This is a genomic window from Pseudoxanthobacter soli DSM 19599 (assembly GCF_900148505.1).
Taxonomy (GTDB): Bacteria; Pseudomonadota; Alphaproteobacteria; order Rhizobiales; family Segnochrobactraceae; genus Pseudoxanthobacter; species Pseudoxanthobacter soli.
Window position 1 is genome coordinate 87136 of record NZ_FRXO01000013.1, and the last position, 19846, is coordinate 106981.

17 protein-coding genes, 1 tRNA gene and 1 rRNA gene are annotated in these 19846 nt (G+C 67.8%); 11 read left to right on the plus strand and 8 right to left on the minus strand.

The window, feature by feature from the left end; genetic code table 11:
• The first annotated feature begins 4 nt into the window (after positions 1-4).
• The 4 genes from BUF17_RS20305 (at position 5) to BUF17_RS20320 (ending at position 4607) form a co-directional block, all read left to right on the plus strand.
• A complete protein-coding gene (locus BUF17_RS20305; protein ID WP_073632168.1) occupies positions 5-1342 on the plus strand; it encodes an aspartate aminotransferase family protein in 1338 nt (445 codons plus the stop codon).
• 268 nt (positions 1343-1610) lie between these two features.
• Entirely contained in the window at positions 1611-2912 is a 1302-nt protein-coding gene (locus tag BUF17_RS20310) for an adenylate/guanylate cyclase domain-containing protein (protein WP_073632170.1), read from the plus strand.
• Between the two features lie 120 nt (positions 2913-3032).
• The gene (locus BUF17_RS20315; protein ID WP_073632172.1) at positions 3033-4022 is read left to right on the plus strand and encodes a LacI family DNA-binding transcriptional regulator; all 990 of its coding nucleotides are present in this window, start codon (positions 3033-3035) and stop codon (positions 4020-4022) included.
• 114 nt (positions 4023-4136) lie between these two features.
• Positions 4137-4607 carry a c-type cytochrome gene (locus BUF17_RS20320; RefSeq protein WP_073632175.1) on the plus strand — a complete coding sequence of 157 codons (471 nt, stop codon included), beginning with the start codon at positions 4137-4139 and terminating at the stop codon, positions 4605-4607.
• A gap of 46 nt (positions 4608-4653) precedes the next feature.
• On the opposite strand, the gene BUF17_RS20325 is transcribed toward BUF17_RS20320, so the two are convergent.
• The 3 genes from BUF17_RS20325 to BUF17_RS20335 all read right to left on the minus strand — a co-directional run bounded on the left by BUF17_RS20325 (position 4654) and on the right by BUF17_RS20335 (position 7747).
• Positions 4654-6132 carry a mannitol dehydrogenase family protein gene (locus BUF17_RS20325; protein ID WP_073632177.1) on the minus strand — a complete coding sequence of 493 codons (1479 nt, stop codon included), beginning with the start codon at positions 6130-6132 and terminating at the stop codon, positions 4654-4656.
• Between the two features lie 69 nt (positions 6133-6201).
• The gene (locus BUF17_RS20330) at positions 6202-6942 is read right to left on the minus strand and encodes an SDR family NAD(P)-dependent oxidoreductase (RefSeq protein ID WP_073632226.1); all 741 of its coding nucleotides are present in this window, start codon (positions 6940-6942) and stop codon (positions 6202-6204) included.
• Between the two features lie 73 nt (positions 6943-7015).
• Positions 7016-7747, minus strand: coding sequence for a GntR family transcriptional regulator (locus tag BUF17_RS20335; protein ID WP_084565020.1), 732 nt, complete (start codon positions 7745-7747; stop codon positions 7016-7018).
• A 260-nt stretch (positions 7748-8007) separates the two neighbouring features.
• Here BUF17_RS20335 and BUF17_RS20340 point away from each other — a divergent pair, with 260 nt between their 5' ends.
• From BUF17_RS20340 to BUF17_RS20360, 5 genes are all read left to right on the plus strand, one after another.
• Positions 8008-9033: a sugar ABC transporter substrate-binding protein gene (locus BUF17_RS20340; protein ID WP_073632179.1), complete on the plus strand. Its 1026-nt coding sequence runs from the start codon at positions 8008-8010 to the stop codon at positions 9031-9033.
• A gap of 335 nt (positions 9034-9368) precedes the next feature.
• Positions 9369-10412 (plus strand): ABC transporter permease, encoded by a 1044-nt coding sequence (locus BUF17_RS20345; RefSeq protein ID WP_084565022.1) that lies wholly within the window; start codon positions 9369-9371, stop codon positions 10410-10412.
• Complete coding sequence (locus BUF17_RS20350; protein WP_073632181.1) at positions 10412-11380, plus strand: ABC transporter permease; 969 nt, start codon at positions 10412-10414, stop codon at positions 11378-11380. The genes BUF17_RS20345 and BUF17_RS20350 overlap by 1 nt, the downstream gene beginning before the upstream one ends.
• A gap of 3 nt (positions 11381-11383) precedes the next feature.
• Positions 11384-12925 (plus strand): sugar ABC transporter ATP-binding protein, encoded by a 1542-nt coding sequence (locus tag BUF17_RS20355; protein ID WP_073632183.1) that lies wholly within the window; start codon positions 11384-11386, stop codon positions 12923-12925.
• A 32-nt stretch (positions 12926-12957) separates the two neighbouring features.
• Positions 12958-13794 carry an amidohydrolase family protein gene (locus BUF17_RS20360; protein WP_073632185.1) on the plus strand — a complete coding sequence of 279 codons (837 nt, stop codon included), beginning with the start codon at positions 12958-12960 and terminating at the stop codon, positions 13792-13794.
• A 55-nt stretch (positions 13795-13849) separates the two neighbouring features.
• On the opposite strand, the gene betC is transcribed toward BUF17_RS20360, so the two are convergent.
• Positions 13850-15364 carry a choline-sulfatase gene (gene betC, locus BUF17_RS20365; RefSeq protein ID WP_073632232.1) on the minus strand — a complete coding sequence of 505 codons (1515 nt, stop codon included), beginning with the start codon at positions 15362-15364 and terminating at the stop codon, positions 13850-13852.
• 142 nt (positions 15365-15506) lie between these two features.
• Entirely contained in the window at positions 15507-16448 is a 942-nt protein-coding gene (locus BUF17_RS20370) for a choline ABC transporter substrate-binding protein (protein ID WP_073632187.1), read from the minus strand.
• Between the two features lie 187 nt (positions 16449-16635).
• Between BUF17_RS20370 and BUF17_RS20375 the strand changes: the two genes are divergently transcribed.
• Entirely contained in the window at positions 16636-17529 is an 894-nt protein-coding gene (locus tag BUF17_RS20375) for a LysR substrate-binding domain-containing protein (RefSeq protein WP_073632189.1), read from the plus strand.
• 15 nt (positions 17530-17544) lie between these two features.
• On the opposite strand, the gene BUF17_RS20380 is transcribed toward BUF17_RS20375, so the two are convergent.
• Positions 17545-18375, minus strand: a complete 831-nt coding sequence (locus tag BUF17_RS20380; RefSeq protein ID WP_073632191.1) for a hypothetical protein — start codon at positions 18373-18375, stop codon at positions 17545-17547.
• Positions 18376-18627: 252 nt separating this feature from the next.
• On the opposite strand from BUF17_RS20380, the gene BUF17_RS20385 reads away from it, so the two are divergent.
• A complete protein-coding gene (locus tag BUF17_RS20385) occupies positions 18628-19176 on the plus strand; it encodes a glutathione peroxidase (RefSeq protein WP_073632192.1) in 549 nt (182 codons plus the stop codon).
• 339 nt (positions 19177-19515) lie between these two features.
• Here the strand turns inward: BUF17_RS20385 and BUF17_RS20390 are convergent.
• Together BUF17_RS20390 and rrf are read right to left on the minus strand one after the other, a co-directional pair.
• Positions 19516-19592, minus strand: a tRNA-Met gene (locus tag BUF17_RS20390).
• A gap of 39 nt (positions 19593-19631) precedes the next feature.
• Positions 19632-19746: ribosomal RNA gene (rrf, locus tag BUF17_RS20395) — 5S ribosomal RNA — on the minus strand.
• Between the last annotated feature and the right edge of the window lie 100 nt (positions 19747-19846).

A 19846-nucleotide genomic window follows, 5' to 3' on the forward strand; every position in this document is an offset into this window, starting at 1 on the left:
GACAATGTCCGCCACCCAGATCAAGACACAGCAGATCCTGTCGCTGAACGCCTTCGACGGAACAGCGCCCGCCGATCTCGACGACGATATCGACGCCCTGGTGACGCGCCGGCAGAACAGCTTCGGCGCCGCCTCGGTGCTGTTCTACCAGCGCCCGCTGCACATCGTCGGCGCGCGCGGAGCCTATATCCACACGGCCGACGGCAAGCGCTATCTCGACCTCTACAACAACGTGCCCTCGGTCGGGCACTGCCACCCGAAGGTCATCGAGGCGGTGTCGCGCCAGCTGGCGCGCTTCAACACCCACACCCGCTATCTCTATGAGAACGTGCACGATTATGCCGAGCGGCTGCTGGCGACCTTCCCGGCGCCGCTGTCCAACCTCGCGCTGACCTGCACCGGCACGGAGAGCAACGACCTCGCGCTGCGGCTGGTTTCTACCTTCACCGGCGGGCGCGGCTTCATCGTCACCGAGACGGCCTATCACGGCAACACCGCCGCGGTGACCGAGGTCTCGCCGTCGTCCTACAGGAAGGGGCGGCCGCCGGCCCACGTCCGCACCGTTCCGGCCCCCGACCCGCGCGCCTATCCCGGCGACCTCGGCGAAGGCTTCGCGGCGGCGGTCAAGGCCGCCATCGCCGCGCTCGAAGCCGACGGCATCCGCTTCGCCGGCTTGCTGGTCGACACCATCTTCTCGAGCGACGGCGTGTTCGCCGATCCCCCGGGCTTCCTGAAGCCGGCGGTCGACGCCGTCCACGCCGCCGGCGGGCTGTTCATCGCCGACGAGGTGCAGCCAGGGTTCGCCCGCACCGGCGACGCGATGTGGGGCTTCCTGCGCCACGGCGTGACGCCCGACGTCGTCACCATGGGCAAGCCGATGGGCAACGGCTTCCCGATGGGCGGGGTCGTCACCCGGCCGGAGTTGCTCGCGGCGTTCTGCGCGGAGTTCGGCTATTTCAACACCTTCGGCGGCAATCCCGTCGCGGCGGCGGCCGGGCTCGCCGTGCTCGACGCCATCGCCGAGGACGGGCTGATGGAAAACGCCCGTGTCGTCGGCGGCCACATGAAGCGCGCGCTGGAGGAGCTGGCGACGCGGCGGCCCGCCATCGGACCCGTGAGGGGCACCGGGCTCTATCTCGGCGTCGAGATCGTCGACGAGGCGGGCCCCGACCCCGCCGGGGCGACAGCACTGATCAACGCGCTGCGCGACCGGCAGATCCTGATCGGCGCCGCCGGCCCGTTCGGCAATGTGCTGAAAGTGCGCCCGCCGCTCTGCCTGACCATCGAGGACGCCGATCGCTTCGTCGATGCGGTGGACGGCATCCTGGCGACGCCCACCTGAGAGGCGCGCGCGACGGCAACCGCCCGGAGGCCTGACGGCTCGCCGTCCGGCGGCGGGAGATTGCCGTCGCGCGCCATGCGGCGGGAGATTGCCCTGGCGCGCCTTGCGGCGCATGGTTCGCAGACGATCCGAACTCGGCCAAATCGGATCCATTCCGTCATTTTGACAAAATGCGGACCTCTTGACGGTTGTCTGCGTTCCGCGACGGCTGCGCCGGCTTTTGCCCGGCCGTGTGCGGACGCCTGCCGACCGCCGCGCCGGAGAGACCATGGACAAGGCCACGCGAACCGCCATCACCGACTGGCTGCTGGAACACGGGCTTGCCGGGGCGGCCGAGACCGAATTGCTGCGCGGGTTCTGCGAGCGCTGCCAGGCCGCGGGCATCGACCTTCATCGCGGTGTGGTGTTCATTGACACGCTGCACCCGATCCTGGAAGGACGCGGCTGGCGGTGGGGCGGCGACGGCAACAGCGGTGCCGCGATGTTCGAATATCCGCGCCACACCAGCCCGGACGACGACCACCGCTGGCGCCTCTCGCCGTTCTACAGGCTGCTTGAGAACGGCGACACGCTGCTGCACCTCAACCTCGAAGGCGGCGGGCCGTTCGACTATCCGGTGGTGCAGGATCTCGCCGCGGAAGGCTGCACCGGCTACATGGCCGCGATCCACCGCTTCGAGCGCGGCAAGGCGATCGGACCGGTCGACTGCACCTATTCGTCGTGGTCGACGCGGCGGCCGGGAGGCTTCTCCGACGACGATCTCGACGACATGCGCAGCCTGCTGCCGGCTTTCCTGCTCGCGATCAAGACCGCGACGATGACCGAGGTGGCGCGGACGCTCGCCCACGTCTATCTCGGCCGCGACGCAGGCGAGCGGGTGCTGGGCGGCCGCATCACCCGGGGCGTGGCCGAGCGCATCAACGCGGTGCTGTGGTATTCCGATCTCCGGTCCTCGACCTCGATCTCCGACACCGCGGCGCCGGAGGAGATCATTCCCTTCCTCAACGACTATGCCGCCGCCGCCATCGACGCGATCCACGGCGAGGGCGGCGACGTGCTGAAGCTGATGGGCGACGGCATCCTGGCGATCTTCGGCGGCGCGCGCACGCCGGTTGCCGGCCGCGCCGCGCTCCGGGCCGAACGGCGGTTCCGGGAGAACATCCGCCGCCTCGACGTCGAGCGCGCCGCGCTTGAGCGGCCGACCACGTCGGCCTATGTCGGGCTGCATTGCGGCGAGGTGTTCTATGGTAACATCGGCAGCAACGAGCGGCTGGACTTCACCGTGGTCGGCCCGGCCGTCAACGAGGTGAGCCGGATCGCCTCGATGTGCCGGGCGGTCGACCGCGACCTTCTGGTCTCCGCGGCCCTGATCGAGGCGCTCGGCCCGGTCGAGCAGGAGCATTTCGTCTCGACGGGACGGTTCGCGCTGCGCGGCGTCGGGCGCGCCCAGACGCTCTATACCCTCGACCCGGCGGTTTCCACGGACAGCGCCCACGCGGTGCGTTATGCCCATTGCCTCGACGGCGCACCGGCGGGCCGCAAGGCCGGCCTCGACAATTCCGCTCCGTGATATCACGGAGTTGTCGCGTTCCCGGAAAACGGGGAAAATGCATAAACGGGATTCCGAACAGGATTCTCACGGGGGGACCACGTCCTGGACGAGCCATCGAAACCTGCCGCGCCCACCGTGATGCTGCCCGGCTCCGTCACCCTGACGGAGGTGGCGGCTGCGGCCGGCGTGGGCGAAAGCACCGCCTCGCGCGTTCTGCGCAATCACGGCTCGTTCTCCCAGGCGACCCGCGAGCGCGTGCTCGCGGCCGCTGCTCAACTCGGCTACGTGCCGAACCGCATCGCCGGGACGCTCGCCTCCGCCGGTTCCAACCTGATCGGCATCCTGATCCCGTCGCTGACCAACATCGTGTTCTCCGACGTGCTGCGCGGCGCCAACGCGGTGATCGACGCCGAGGGCTTCCAGGCCGTGGTCGGGGTGACGAACTATGACCCCCGCCGGGAGGAGGCGCTCGTCGCCAGCATGCTGTCGTGGCGGCCGGCGGCGATGATGGTGGCGGGACTGGAGCATTCCGAGCGCACCAGAGCGCTGCTCGCGGCGAGCGGCAGCCGGGTGTGCGAGCTGCTCGACATCGATGGGCCGGGCCTCGACCTCGTGGTCGGGTTCTCCAACGAAGGCGCCGGGCGCGCTGCCGCCCGCCACCTGCTGGCGCGCGGCTACAAGCGGTTCGGTTATCTCGGGCGCGATTTCGGTCGCGACACCCGCGCGGGCAAGCGCTATCGCGGCTTCGTCGAGACGCTGCGCGAGGCTGGCCTCACGCTCGCCGACGAGGAAATCGTGCCGGTCTCGTCGTCCATCGAGGCGGGACGCGTCGGCACCGACCGGATGCTGGAACGCACGCCCGGCGTCGAGGCGATCTACTACGCCAACGACGACATGGCGATCGGTGGCTATTTCCACTGCCTCGCCAACGGGTTGTCCGTACCGTCGCAGCTCGCCCTTTTCGGCCACAACGGCCTCGATGTCGGCCGGTTCGCGCCGCAGGTGATGTCGACGATCCGCACGCCCCGCGTGGGCATCGGCGAAACCGGCATGCGTCTGGTGCTGGCCGGCGCCTCTGCACAGACCGTCGATCTGGGCTTCGAACTCGTCGAGGGCGAGACGGCCTGATCGCCGGACGGGGCTTTCTTTACAGCAATTCCATTCACCGATACCCTTCTTCCCGGTCCCCTCGGGGCTACGCGAGGCCGCATCCGGCAGGATGCCCGTGATCGAGGAAGAAGCATGCGTTCCGGTCTTTCACGCGCGGGCCTCGTGCCGGCGTCTTTCGTCGCGATCGCCCTGCTGGCAGGGCTTGGCACGGTCAGCGCGGCACAGGACCCGATCGGCGACCGCCAGGACGCCATGGATGATATCGGACGGGCGATGAAGACCGCCTCGACCATCGCCAAGGGCAGCGCCGACAGCTACGACGCGGCGGCGGCCGGAAAAGCCATGCAGACCATCGCCTCCGCGGCGGCCGAGCTGCACACGCTGTTTCCGGCGGACAGCCAGACCGGCGGCGATACCCGCGCCTCTCCCAAGATCTGGGAGAACATGGCCGATTTCGACGCCCATATCACGAAGCTCGAGGAAGCGGCCAAGGCGGGCGTGGCCGCCGCGCCAGGCGGGCTTGCGGCCTTCGCCCCCGCCGTCCAGGCCGTCGGCGCCACCTGCTCGTCGTGCCACGACCTCTACCGGCTGCGCAAAAGCTGACGCCGCCCCTGGCGACCTGCCGGACACGCCGCGGCGCGCATGTTCGTCAGGCGGCGAGCGTCTCGTCGACGGCTGCGAGCACGCCCTTCGCCCGGATCGCGGCATAGGCCTCGATAAGAGACGGGCGGAAGCCCGGGCGCACCGGAAGCTCGCTGCCGAACACGCGGGCGAAGCCGAGGAAGGCATCCACGACGGCCTCCGGCGAGGCGGTGGACTGGTCGGGACGGCCGGTCCATTCCGCGAGCGCCGGGTCGGTGACATCGAACGGCCGGCCGGCGTCGTCGATGCCGCCGCAGGAGCGGATCCAAAGCGCCACCGCGAACGTGAGCGCCTTCGCAGGCGAACCGGCGGCGAGTTGCTCGCGCAATGGCGCCAGCAGGCGCTGCGGCACCTTCAGCGACGCGTCGGTCGCGATCTGGGCGGTACGGTGGGCGAGAGCACTGTTGGCATAGCGCGCCTTCAGCCGCCCGGTATAGGCGGTGGCCGCTGCTTCCCCCGTTTCGATGGTGGGGATGACATCGCGCCAGTAGGCATCGACCAGCCGCCGCACGGTCGGCTCGGAAAAAGCCCGCGCCACCGTCTCGAAGCCGGCCAGCCGGCCGGCGGCGGCGATGACGGTGTGCGAGCCGTTGAGCAGCCGCAGCTTCATGTGCTCGAACGGCCGCACGTCGGCGACGAATTCGACGCCGCTTTCCTCGTAGCGCGGCCGTTCCGCAGAGAAGCGGTCCTCGATGACCCACTGGAAATAGGGCTCGCCCACCACCGGCCACGCATCCGTCACGCCGAGGCGCGCGGCGATCGCCGCACGGTCGGCATCGGTGGTGGCCGGAACGATACGGTCGACCATCGAGGACGGACACGCGACGCTTTCGGCGATGAAACGGGCGAGCGCGGGGTCGCGCGCCTCGGCAAAAGCCGACAGCGCCGCCGACAGCGTCGCGCCGTTGCTCGGCAGGTTGTCGCACGAGACGATGGTGAAGGGAGCGACGCCCGCAGCATGCCGGCGGGCGATCGCCTCCACGAGAAAGCCGATGGCCGAGCGCGGCGCAGCGGGATTGGCGAGGTCGTGCCGGATGTCCGGATGATCCGCCAACAGCGTGCCGGCGGCAAGATCCATCAGGTAGCCCTTCTCGGTGACGGTGAGCGTGACGAGCTTCACCCTGGGATCGGCGAGCGCATCGACGAGGCGGGCCGGCGCCTCCGGGGCGACGAGGATCGAGCCGATCGAGCCGATGACGCGCACCTCCTCCCGTTCCCCGTCGCGCAGCGCAAGCGAATAGAGGCCGTCCTGGGGAGCGAGCGCATCGCGGGTGTCGGGGCTGCGCAGCGAGGCCGCGACGATACCCCAGCCGCTCTCGCCACGGCCGAGCGCGTCGTCGGCGAACACCGCCTGATGCGCCCGGTGGAACGCGCCGACGCCGAGATGCACGATGCCGGGCGTGACGGCGGAGCGATCATAGGCGGGGCGAAGCACGTCGGGCCTGAGCGATCCGAGCGTCGCGTTCGAAAGCGTGGTCACGGGCATTTCCTCTTGCGTCTTTTCTTGTCCAGACGGCCGGGCCGGCTTGCCGCGCGGCAACCTGCGTACGGCGGGTCAGTCGAACTGGAGGCCGCCGTTCATGTCAACGATCTCGCCGGTGATGAACCCCGCGAGCGGCGAAGCCAGGAAGGCGACGGCATGGGCGACTTCTTCCGGGGCGCAGAAGCGGCCGACCGGAATGGCGGCAAGCTGGCGGGCGCGGTCCTCGTCACTCAACTGTTCCAGGATCATCGGCGAGAGCACGTAAGCCGGGGCGATGGCGTTCACCGTGATGCCGAAGCCGGCGAGTTCGCGCGCGGCGCTGAAGGTGAGGCCGTTCATCGCCGCCTTCGACACCGTATAGGCCGTGCCGGCGGTGAGGCCGCCGCACTTGGCGGCGTAGGAGGAGACATTGATGATCCGGCCCCAGCCGCGTGCCTTCATGCCCGCCATCACGCCGCGGGTAAGGACCAGAGCGGCATCGACATTGACGGCCATGATGCGGTGCCAGTCGCCGAGATCGGTGGCGGCGAGCTTGTCGTTCGACAGGATACCGGCATTGTTGACGAGGATATCGATGCCGCCGCGGGCGGCGACGATGTCGCCGGCGAGCCGTTCGGTCGCCGCGAGGTCGCCGAGATCGACATCATGCAGCGACACCGCATCGCCGTGGCTTCGCGACAGCGCGGCAAGCGCCTCCGCGCTGCGGTCGATGGCGGCGACATGGGCGCCTGCGGCGACAAGGCGGGCGACCACGGCCCGGCCGATCGATCCGCCAGCGCCGGTGACGGCCGCGATTTTCCCTGACAGTTCCATCCCGGATTCCATTCCTTCCTGGTGCGCCGTTGGGCGGCGCCTGATTTTATTGCGGGGGGGAAGCGGCGCCTACTCAATCGACGACGAAGCGGCGGCGCTCCTCGGGCAAGTTTTCGACGAGCGTGAAGATGCGGTCGAGGTGGAAGACGAGCCTTGCCTCGGCCGCCGCCGCGTCGCCGGCATCGAGCGCGTCTAGCACGGCCGTGTGTTCGGCGATGGCATCCGGCAGGCGCTCGCGCTGGCCGAACAGGCGGATGAAGCGGGTGAGCCGCGTCTTGGCGAGCAGGATCGCCTGCCACACGCCCTGCCGGCCGGCGAACTCGGTCATGATCTGGTGGAAGCGTTCATCGGCCTCGTGGAAGCCCTCGACGTCGCCTGCCGCCACCGCCGCCACCTGCCGCTCGACGATCGCGCGGGAGGCGGCACTCATCTCCGGCGTCCAGCGGGCGGCAACCTCGCGCAGCACGGCCACCTCGAGCGAGAGCCGGACGAACTGGTTGTCGGCGAGATCGCCCCGCTTGATCGGGGCGACGAAGCTGCCCTGCTGCGGAAATACCTCAATCAGCCCGTCGTCGACGAGGCGCAGGATGGCGGCGCGAATCGGCGTGCGCGACACGCCGAAATGACGGCCGATCCGGTTCTCGCTGATCGAGGCGCCGGGCAGCAGGCGCACGCTGACGATGGCCTGCTTCAGCGCTTCGTAGACCTGATCGGAGACGGGCTGCCGCCGGTCGAGAACGAACGCGACGTCGAGCGGCGCTTCGCTGCGATCGTGGTCTCCGGGCATCTGCGCGACGAATGACATCGTAGAACTCCGAGACGCCGCAGGGGCGAGAAGGGCACCGCCGGCGCGGCCGAACAAGACGCCGAAATCGCAGCATCTTGCCGCTTTGCCGGCCCGGACGCGCTCGTCGGCCGGTCCTTGGGGCCATCCCACCGCCAACAAAAGCGTTGCGCCCTGCACACTTGTATACTAGGGTTCAGGCACCCCACGCAAGAATGATCGTCACGGCGCTTCCTTCCTGCGACCGGGGTCCGGGAGGACAAACTTTTAGGAGAGGACGAATGTCCCGTCGTTTGGGAATTCTCACGGCCGCGATCGCCATCGTGGCCGGCATCGGCGTCGCTCAGGCTGCGGACGACACGAAGGTCGCGCTGGTGCCGGGCGGGCCGCATCCTTATTTCGCCGCCTGGGAGCAGGCCGGAAAGGACGCCGCACGCGATTTCGGCCTCGCAGGGGCCGATTACAAGGTGCCGCAGAAGTGGGAGCTGAGCGCCCAGAACCAGCTTCTGGAAAGCCTGCTGACCCAGGGCTACAACGCATTCCTCATCTTCCCCGGTGATCCGGTCGGCTCCGTCTCCACGGTGGACGAGCTCGTCGGCGCGGGCGCCCCGGTGATCGCGGCGGCCGGCTGCCTGAAGGACCCGTCGGACGCCTCGTTCTGCCTCGGCACCGACACCGGCCATTCCGCCTATCTCGGCGCGAAGGAACTGATCAAGCGCCTGCCCGCGGGCAAGAAGCGCATCGCGCACTTCACCGGCTTCCTCGTCGACCCGAACACCCAGCTTCGTATCGACGCCGTCAACCAGGCGGCGAAGGAAGAGGGTGCGGAGGTCGTGCAGGTGATTGCCGACATCGACGCGCCCGAGCCGGCGGAAGAGAAGATCAACGCCTATCTCGCCGCCCATGCCAACGATGTCGACGGCATCATCACGACGGCCTGGGTGCCGGCCGTGACCGCCGCCAACGCGCTGCGCAAGATCGGCGACAAGCGCATCGTCATGGTCGGCATCGACCACGACGAAGTGGTGATCAAGGCGATCAAGGACGGCTTCGTCGCCGGCACCATGCTGCAGAACCCCTACGGCCAGGGCTATATCGGCTCGTTCGCCGTCGACAAGCTGCGCAGCGGCTGCACGGTGAAGGCCGACGCGCCCTGGAAGAAGAACGCGCTGACCGACCACTTCATCGACTCGGGCACGGTGTTCGTCGGCCCCGAGCAGGTCGACAACTACGTGACCGCGATGCAGGGCATCACGAAGGACCTGTTCTCGACCTTCGAGAAGACCTACCTGAACTGCCCGAGCTGATCCCCGCTCGCCGCAGGTTTGTCCTGAACCGCGCGCCTGCCGGTGCGCGGTGCCCGCGGGCCGCCGCCGATACCGGGAAACCGGTCGCCGGCCGGCCCGCCCCGGCGTGGCAAGGGCGCCCCGCCACGATCCCACAAGACAAGTTCCGCGATACACGATCCGCGACAGTAGACGCGGCACGCGCCGTCCCGCCGGCGGCCCGCTCCGCCCGGCCCGTTCCGGCGCGCGCCGCCAGCGACGCTTCCCGGGTTTTGCGGCCCGTGCGAGCACCCGGTGCCGCGTCGCCGGCCCGGCCGCGCTCCCGGTGAAGCCGGCAGAGTTTTCGAGGTGATGCGATGAATGTCGAACAAAGCCCGGCGCGCGCTCCGGCGCCGCAGGCGTCGCCGGCCGACCAACGCGGACCCAACGCCTCGCTGCGGTTCCTCCTGTCGAACGAATTCGGTCTGATCGTTCTGATCGTCGTCTTCACCGTGCTGTTCGGGTTGGCGACCAAGGGGTTTCTGTCCTCCTTCAACCTGTTCACGCTGGGCCGCACCGCCGCCGTCAACATCGTCATCGGCCTTTCGATGATGGCGGTGATCGTGACCGGCGGCCTCAACCTCGCCGTCGGCGCCATCGGCGTCTGCGCCGCCATGACGTTCGGCGCGCTGATCGAGGTGGTTGGGCTGCCGTGGCCGATCGCGCTCGCCGGCGGGCTCGCCCTCGGTGCGGCGCTCGGCGCCGTCAACGGCATCGCCGTGGTCCGCTCGGGACTGCACAGCTTCATCATCACGCTCGCCACCATGAGCATCTTCTTCGGGGTGATGGTGTTCATCACCCGCGCCGAATCCTTCCGCGGTCTGCCGCAGTCCTTCACCATGCTCGGCCGCATGAAGCTCGCCGGGGTGATCTCGCCCCTGCTGATCGTGGCGGTCGCGGTGTCGCTCGCGCTCGTGGTGCTCTACCGCCTGACGCCGCTCGGCCGCGAGATGCTGGCCGCCGGCGCCAAGCCCGAGGCCGCCGTGCTGTCGGGCGTGCGGGTCGACCGCGTGGTGGTGCTCTGCCACCTGCTTTCGGGCCTGCTGGCCTCCATTGCCGCGCTGATGCTGGTCGCGCGCAACGGCGCGGCCATTCCCGCCATGGCAGGCCAACTCGGCCAGGACTGGCTTCTGCCCGCGTTCCTCGGCCCCGTGCTCGGCGGAACGCTCCTGTCGGGCGGGCGCGTCTCGGTGCTCGGCACCTTCCTCGGCGCCCTGCTCGTGACCATGCTGACCAGCGGGCTGCTGCTGCTCCAGATCGGCGAGTTCTGGGTGCAGGCCTGCCTCGGCATCCTGCTGCTGATCGCGGTGCTGCTCGACAAGGCGCGCAGGCTGTTCCTCGCGAGCCGGAGGATGATCTGATGGGATATCTCTCGCGCTATGCCCGCACCGACTGGTTCGGACCGCTCATCGCCACCCTGATCGCGATCGCGCTGGTCGGCGGCTTCAATCCCTCGTTCCTGTCGCCGTTCAATATCCAGGTGCTGCTGCTCGCCATCGCGGTGAACGCGCTGATCGCGTTCTCGCAAATGATCATCATCGCCATCGGCCAGATGAACCTGTCGGTCGGCGCCATCGGCGGTCTCGCCGCCATCGCCTTCGCCGGCATGATGGAAGTGTGGGGATTGCCGGTGCCCGTCGCGCTGGTGCTGGCGCTCGCGATCGGCGTCGTCGCCGGCATGCTCAACGGCATTTTCATCGCCTGGACCGGTATATCGGCGTTCATCATCACCCTCGCCAGCCTCTCGGTGTTCAAGGGCATCAATCTCGGCATCACTCGCGCCTCGCCGTTCTACGACATCCCGCAGATCGTGAAGGACTTCGGCAACACCAACATCATCGGCCCGCTGCCATGGCTCGCGGTGGTGACCGCGGTGGTGGCAGTGCTGTTGTGGTTCCTGCTGAACCGGCAGGCGCTCGGCCGCTGCATCCTCGCGGTCGGCGGCAACGAGCACGCGGCCGAACTCTCCGGCATCTCGGTGCGCAAGACCATCGTGGCCGCCCATGCGCTGTCCGGCCTGCTCGCGGCACTGGCCGGCGTCGCGCTCGTCGCCCGGCTGCAGATCGGCCAGCCCACCATCGGCGACGACTGGCTGATCCTGTCGTTCGCCGCCCCCGTCATCGGCGGCGCGGTCCTGAGCGGCGGCCACGTCAGCGTGCCGGCCACCCTGCTCGGCGTCGCCATCGTGGCGATCATCACCCAGGCCCTGGTGCTGTTCAACATCGACCCGTTCCTGGTGCAGGTGGTGCTCGGCGTCCTCATCCTGTGGGCCGTCGGCATCAACCGCTTCCGCGAGGTCCGTCTCGCCAAGACCGCGAAGAGGATTTGAGCGATGGCCGATCTTTCGTCCCCTTCGACCGTTCCGGTGCTTGAGGCGCGCGAGGTCTCCAAGTTCTTCCCCGGCGTGAAGGCGCTGCAGGACGTCTCCATGCGGCTCGAGCCGGGTTCGATCCACGCGCTGCTCGGCGAGAACGGTGCCGGCAAGTCGACGCTGATCAAGATCATCACCGGCGTGCACCGGCCGGATGGCGGGACGCTCCTGCTCGACGGCACCCCGATCGAGCTCAGAGGCACCCGCGATGCCACCTCGCGCGGCATCGGCGTCGTGCATCAGGAGCGCAACCTGATCCCGCGCTTCACGGTGGGCGAGAACATCTCGCTCGAAAGGCTCGCCACCCACCCCCTCAAGACCGTCGACTATCAGGCCCTGAACGAGACCGCGCGGCATTGGCTCGGCGTGCTCGGCCTCGACATCGACCCGCGCACGCCGGTCTCGCAGCTTTCCGTCGCCAAGATGCAGCTCGTCGAGATCGCCAAGGCGCTGTCGCTCAAGTCGCGGGTGCTGCTGCTGGACGAGCCGACCGCCTCGCTCACCCCGCACGAGACGGTCGCGCTGTTCGATCTGCTGCGCAGGCTTCGGGACGACGGCGTGAGCATGCTGTTCGTCAGCCACAAGCTCGAGGAAGTGCAGGAAATCTGCGACCGCGTCACGGTGCTGCGCGACGGCCGCAACGCCTGCGCCAGCCAGTCGATGGCGGGCATGGGCCGGCACGATCTGGTGCGGCTGATGATCGGCCGCAGCGAGCAGATCGCCAACTGGCCCACGCGCCACTTCGAGAAGGCGCCTGAGGCGCTGAAACTGACGGGCGTTTCGACCGCTCTCGGCCACCGTGACGTGGACCTGACCGTCCGCAAGGGTGAGATCGTCGGCCTTTACGGCCTCGTCGGCGCCGGCCGCACGGAACTCGCCAAGTGCATCATGGGTGCGCACCCGGTGACCGGCGGCACTGTGGAGGTGGCCGGCAAACCGGCGAAGATCACGACCGTCGCCGATGCCATCCATCGCTACCGGATCGGCTATGTCAGCGAGGACCGCAAGCAGGAAGGCCTCGTGCTGATCCACACGGTGCTGGAGAATGCCGGCATCACCGTGTGGCGGCGGCTCGCCAACCGCCTCGGCCTTCTGACCGACGGCACGGTGCGCCGCACGGTCGAGCCCTATATCCGCAAGCTCGAGGTGCGCACGCCGTCGCTCGAGCAGATCGTGGGCAACCTCTCCGGCGGCAACCAGCAGAAGATCAGCGTCGCGAAGTGGCTGGCGGCGGGCATCGACGTGCTGATCGTCGACGAGCCGTCCGTCGGTATCGACATCAAGACCAAGGCCTACCTGCACGAGCTTCTGCGCGAGCTTTCCGACAGCGGCACGGCGATCCTTCTGATCACCAGCGACATGCCGGAAATGATCACCCTCGCCGACCGCATCGTGGTGATGAACGACTACCGCATCTCCGGCGAACTGGAGAACACCCGCGACTATGGCCGCATGAGCGAGGGAATCATGTATCTGATCCACCGCGTCGAGGCGGCGGAATAGGGTCGGCCGACGCGGCAAACGGGGAAACGGCCATGAAGATCGACGCGCACCAGCACTTCTGGGACTACGACGCCAACCCGGGCGACTTCACCTGGATGGGCCCTGCCGAGGAGCCGATCCGCCGCAACTTCCTGCCGGCGGATCTCGAACCGCTGCTCGACGCGACGGGCTACGACGGGACCGTCGCCGTGCAGGCGCGCGAACTGAAGGCCGAGACGGACTTCCTGCTCGGCCTCGCCGCCGCGAACCCGCGCATCAAGGGTGTGGTCGGCTGGCTCGACCTCTGCGCCCCGGATGTCGAGCGCGACCTCGATGGCTATCGCGGCACGCCCCTGCTGAAGGGATTCCGGATGCTGGTCCACGACCACCCGGATGTCGGCTTCGCGGCGAGCGACGCCCATGTGCGCGGCGTCGGCCTGCTGGAGCGCTACGGCTTCACCTACGACCTTCTGCTGAAACCGCCGCACCTGAAGGCCGCCATTGCGCTGGTCGATCGGCTGCCGAACCAGAAATTCGTGGTCGACCACATCGCCAAGCCAGCCATAGACGGCCACTTCACCGCCGAATGGCGCGACGGGATCGAGGCGATCGCCCGGCGGCCGAACGTGTGGTGCAAGCTCTCCGGCCTCGTCACGCTGCCGGGCGCCATGCCGGCGCGCCGCGCGGACTTCCATCCCTATCTCGACCTCGTGCTGGAGGCGTTCGGTGCCGGGCGCTGCATGATCGGTTCCGACTGGCCGGTCGCGACCTGCGGCGCGGATTATGCCGGGACGATGGCCATCGTCGAGGGCTGGAGCGAACGGCTGGCCGCGCCCGAGCGCGCCGCCGTGCTCGGCGGCAACTGCGCGGCGTTTTACGGGCTTTCCTGAGCCCGTTCCGCCGACGCCTCCCGGCGTGGGTCCGACGCACCGCTTCCCGGCGGCGTCATTCGCCGCGGGGATAGCGTTGCGCCTCCTCCAGGACGTTCAGGTCCATGTGGTTGCGCATATAGCGCTCCGATGCCTTCTGCAAAGGCTGGAAATCCCACGGATAATAGGCGCCGTTGCGCAGGGCCTCGTAGACGACGTGGCGGCGGGCCTGGCTCGCCCGGACATCCGCATCGAAGCGGGCGAGGTCCCAGCGTTGCCGCATCGCCGCACTCAGCCGCGACAGGATCGCGGCGCAGGCGGGGTCGGCGGCCCGGTTGGCGCGCTCGTGCGGATCGTCGTCGAGATTGGTGAGGATGGGCGGGTCGAGCTCGCACAGCACCAGCTTCCAGGGCCCGTTGCGCAGCGCGACGAGCGGTGCCTCGGAGCCTTCCGCCGCATATTCCATCGGCACCGGTCCGCGTCCGCCCTCACCGCGCGCGAGCGGAACGAGGTCTTCGCCATCCGTCCATGGTATGATTCCCGACAGATCGAGGGCGGCGAGGTCGGCAAGGGTCGGCAGCACGTCGAGGGTCGAGACCGGCCGCTCCACCAGGGCTGCCGGAAGCCCCGGTGCCGCGATCATCAGGGGCACCCGGGCAGAGCCTTCGAAGAAGTTCATCTTGAACCACAGCCCGCGCTCGCCGAGCATGTCGCCGTGATCCGACACGAACACCACGACGGTATCGTCGGCCATCCGGCAGCGGTCGAGAATATCGAGGAGTTCACCGATCTTCTCGTCGATATAGGAGATATTGGCGAAATAGGCCCGGCGGGCGTGGCGAACGTCCTCGTCGGTGACGCCGCTTGCCGCGTGGTCGCTCGCCAGCATCAGCCGCCGGGAGTGCGGGTCCTGGGCTTCGAACGGGATCGGCGGCACCACCGGATCGAGGGCCGGGCACGCCTCGTAGAGATCCCAGAAGCGCCGCCGTGCGACATAGGGATCGTGCGGGTGGGTGAAGCTGACCGTGAGGCACCACGGGCGCTCGTCCTGCCTCCGGGCGAGATCGTAGAGGCGGCGCCCGGCGTGGTATGCGACCTCGTCGTCATATTCGAGCTGGTTGGTGATCTCGGCCACCCCGGCGCCGGTGACCGAACCGAGATTGTGATACCACCAGTCGATGCGCTCGCCGGGCCGGGCATAATCCGGCGTCCAGCCGAAATCGGCCGGATAGATGTCGGTCGTCAGCCGTTCCTCGAAGCCGTGAAGCTGGTCGGGGCCGACGAAGTGCATCTTGCCCGACAGGATCGTGCGGTAGCCAACCCGGCGCAGATGATGGGCGAAGGTCGGGATGTCGGAGGCGAACTCCGCCGCGTTGTCGTAGACGCGGGTTCGGTTCGGAAGCTGCCCCGACATGAAGGACGCCCGCGCGGGCGCGCACAGCGGGCTCGCCGTGTAGGTGTTGGCGAAGCGCACGGAACGACGGGCGAGTGCCTTCAGGTGGGGGGCGTGGAGAAAATCCGCCGGGCCGTCCGGGAACAGCGTTCCGTTCAACTGGTCGACCATCAGGACGAGAATGTTGGGGCGCGTCATCGAAAGCTCCGCCGGGGGAAGAAGGCGGGCGCCGCCCGCCCGAACCGCGTTCATCCGCAGTCCGGCAGGCACCGCCCGGGGGGTGGGGATCACGGCACCGCCGGCATGTGCCGGCGGCCAAGACGATCCCGGGGTGGCGCGATCACAGTCCGAGCGCGGCCTTGACGGCCGGCAGCCCCGGCTTGCCGTCGAATGTCGTGATCCCCGCGAGCCACGGCTCGAGCGCCTCGGGATGGGCCTTGAGCCACTCTTTCGCGGCCACGGACGGCTCCTGGCCGTCGTCGAGGATCTTGCCCATCATGGCGTTCTCCATGCCGAGATCGAACTTCAGGTTCCGGAACAGCGCCGCCGCGTTCGGGCACTCGGCCGACCAGCCGGTCCGCGCGAGTGTGCGCACATCCGCGCCGCCGTAGTTCGCGCCGAAATAGGCGTCGCCACCCGCGAGATAGGTGATGGCGAACGTCTCGTTCATCGGATGCGGCGCCCAGGCGAGGAAGACGATCCACTTCTTGCCGTTGGTCGCCCGCTTGACCTGCGCCAGCATCGCCTGCTCGCCCGATTCCACCACCTTCCAGCCCTTGAGGCCGAAATCGTCGGCGTCGATCATCTTCTGGATGTTGGCATTCGCCGGTGCGCCGGGCTCGATGCCGAAGATCTCGCTGCCGAACTTCGCCGCATTGGGGGCGAGATCCTTGAAGTCCTTCACGCCGGCATCGGCGACGTAGCTCGGCACCGCGAGCGTGAACTTCGCGCCGGTGAGATTGACGCCCAGCACCTCCACGGCCTTGGCCTCGTTCAGCGCATCGATGAACTTCTGCTGAGCCGGCATCCAGTTGCCGAGGAAGACGTCGAGATCGCCGTTCTTCATGGATTCATAGCCGATCGGCACGGACAGCGTCTGCACCTCCTGTTTGTAGCCGAGCCCGGCGAGCACTTCGCCGGCAATGGCGTTGGTGGAGGTGATATCCGTCCAGCCCGGATCGGACATCCGGATGGTCTTGCAGGACGGGGCATCGGCGGCAAAGGCGGTGCCGGCCGCGAGGAACAGGGACAGGGCACAGGCAGCCCGGAGAATGCGCTTCATGATCGACCCCTCGGAAGGTTGGTGGCGAAGCCGCCACGGGAACGCGCCCGCCACGCGACGGGCCGCCGCAAGAAGGGGTGCCCTGATTTTCGGGTCTTGAGCCCGCCTTGCCCTGTCGAACATCAGGCCGTTAAATGGCACAGCCTGTGAAGCCGCCCGTTTTCGATAACTGGCATCAGGAGATTTTATGACCGACCGCTCGCTCGATCTCGGCTGGGTTCGGGTGTTCGATGCGGTGGGGCGGCTCGGCAGCCTCACCGCGGCCGGGCGCGAGCTTGGCCTTTCCCAACCGGCCGTCAGCTACATCGTGCGCGCGCTCGAAGAGCAGCTCGGCACGGTGCTGCTGGAGCGGGGTCACCGCGGCAGCCGGCTTTCGCCGGCCGGCGAGAGGCTGCACCGCGCGGCCAGCGCCGCCGTGGCGGATCTCGATGCGGCCGCCCGCGCGGTGCGTCGCCTGCGACAGCGGCCAGCGCTGCGCCTTTTCACCGATTACGGTTTCGCCTCGTTCTGGATGATGCCGCGGGTGGCGCGGTTCAGAGTGGTGCGGCCGGAAACCGAAGTCCACATCATCGCCTCCGCCGCGGCGGACCCGGGCAGCGACGAGGCGGGAGACGTTTCCGTGCTGTTCGGTATGCGGACGGATTTCGGCGCGGGCGCGGTGCAACTGTTCGAGGAGTGCGTCTTTCCAGTCTGCAGCCCGAAATTCGCCGCACGCCATGCCCTCGCGGACGACCCGCGGCGGATCGCCGGGCTGCCGCTGCTGCACCTGCAAAGTACGCCCCATCCGCGCTGGTTCTCGTGGCGGGACTGGTTCGCGGCGGCGGGGCTCGACGGTGACCCCGGTCCGGGCGAGCTCAGCCTCAACACCTACGGGCTCGTCGTCCAGGCCGCCATCGCCGACCAGGGCATCGCGCTCGGCTGGGCCGGTCTGATCGATGGGGCGATCGCCGATGGCACGCTCGTCGCGGTTGGCCCACCGCTTTCGCGGGCGGAGAGCGGCTACTGGGTCCGGCCCGGTCCCGAACCCTCGGCCGCCGCTCAGGACCTGATCGACTGGATCGTACGCGAGGTCCGGGGCTGACGGACGGCAGCGCCGTCACGCCTCGCCGTCGCCGACCTTCTGAAGCAGGGCGTAGATGGTGGAGAGATGGAGATGGAACAGCAGTTCCACCACCACGGGGTCGCTTTCCCGGTCGGCCCATCTCTGGTCCTTCAGGGCGCGGACGCCGTGGGAGAACTCCACCAGAAACTCATTGCCGGGCTCCGCGGCCGCCGATCGTGCATGGTTCTCGATGCGCCGCAGCACGGCGGACAGTGCGCGCACCGCCTCACGACGGCCGTCTAGCGTGACGCCGGGTTTGCGGAATTTCACCAGCGCGGCGTCGATCGCGCCGCGGATATCGGCGTTGTCGGTCGGCGGCTCGGCCTCGACCAGAGCCTCAAAACCGGGATTGGCCTTCTGCAACACCTGGCCGTTCGCCGACATCTCGAAGTCGCCGCGATAGCTCTCCAGCAGCGCATTTACTTCGCGCCGGAACTTCGCCTTGGCCGCGTCCCTGTCGAACACCGTCCAGTGCTTGCGGCAGAGGCAGTTCCGCGCCGGCCGGCCATCCACCGGAACCGATATGTGGTGGTAAATATATTCGACGATATCGAAGAAATCCTCTTCGCTATAGGAGAGAATCTTGTACTCGATCGGCCAGACATTCTTTTTCTTCAGCTTGAAAAGGATGTCATCCTCCGGGCGCTTGATCAGCGCGTCCCGGCCCTCGTTCCGGATGCATTTCTGGCCGAAATATTCGAAGAACAGGCCGTCATTGTCGAGCTTCTTGTAAAGTGCGTAGAACAGATTGAGGATATCGCGCAGAGGAAGCCCCTGCGAGTTCTCGTTCCGTCCCACACGAATCGAATAGAATGGATCTGCCATGCCTGAACCTCTGTCGTTCGGCAACTATAGCAAAACCGTGCCCGGTGTCTCGCCCGAGGGTGCGCGATGCTGCATGGCAACCAAGGCTGGGGCAAGCCCGCCGCCCGATGTGTTCCGGCAAGATCGGGGCTATGATCCGGCCGGCCGCGCCTGAGAGCCTCTCCTTCGGGACGCTGCCTTCGATGCGGGTGGCGATGCCACCTCGCGGTGCCCAGACCGGGCGCATCAGCGCCGTGCCGGAAAGGCCTTCCCATGACCGACTTGCGATCGATCCCGCTCAAGACCATCGAGGGGACCGAAACCAGCCTTGCCGCCTATGCGGGAAAGGTGCTCCTCATCGTCAACACGGCGTCGAAATGTGGCCTGACGGCACAATATGAGGCCCTCGAGACGCTTTACGAGACGTACCGGGATCGGGGTTTCGTGGTGCTCGGCTTCCCGGCCAACGACTTCGCCGGCCAGGAGCCCGGAAGCGACGGCGAGATCCAGTCCTTCTGCTCGACCGTCTATGCCATCGACTTCCCGATGTTCTCCAAGATCACCGTAGTCGGGGAGGACAAGCATCCGCTCTATGCGGCGTTGATCGCGGCGCAGCCGAAGGCGCGCGACAGCGAGGCATTCCGCGCAATGCTGAACGGCCGCGGCAGGAACCCGAACCCCGAGCCCGAAGTGCTCTGGAACTTCGAGAAGTTCCTGATCGATCGCGACGGCGCGGTGATCGACCGCTTCGCGCCCGACATCGTCCCCTCGGACGATCGCCTCGTCGGGGCCGTGGAACGTGCGTTGGGGTCGCCGGCGTAAAAGCGCTTGCGCCCACGCGGGGAGGGGGGCTCGATGTCCCCTTCCCTGCCGGTTTCCGGCTTTGGTCGATGGCGCGAAAGCGGAAATCGAGCCGGACACCCCCAAACTCTGGCTCCCCCCTCCGCCCTATCGAAGCCTTGCAGGCTGCGGTGTTTGGAGTGAATGCGGGAGTTGTTGTGGGCTTTTGCTGTTGTTCTGACGTTTGACGTGATTGTCGGCGCGCCTGGCTCTTCGATATCGTTCCTGTTTTGTTCTTGCCACAGTAGCGACAATCACGACTACGCATAGAAGCCCTGGGTGGTGTGCCTGGGCTTTTTGTGTGTTTGGGATGTTTTGATATGGTTGCGGGGGCAGGATTTGAACCTGCGGCCTTCAGGTTATGAGCCTGACGAGCTACCGGGCTGCTCCACCCCGCGGTGTTGTTTGATTGTGGAGAGGAAAGACGTGCTTAGCGGGCCTGGCGGCGCCCTACTCTCCCGCATCTTAAGATGCAGTACCATTGGCGCAGAGGGTTTTAACGGCCGAGTTCGGAATGGGATCGGGTTGGGGTCCCTCGCCATAGCCACCAGGCCGGCGAAGCACGTGAGCGGAAGTGATCTGGTACGGGCATTGATTAATGAGAGTGATCAAGCCGATCGAGCTATTAGTACCGGTAAGCTCATGCATTGCT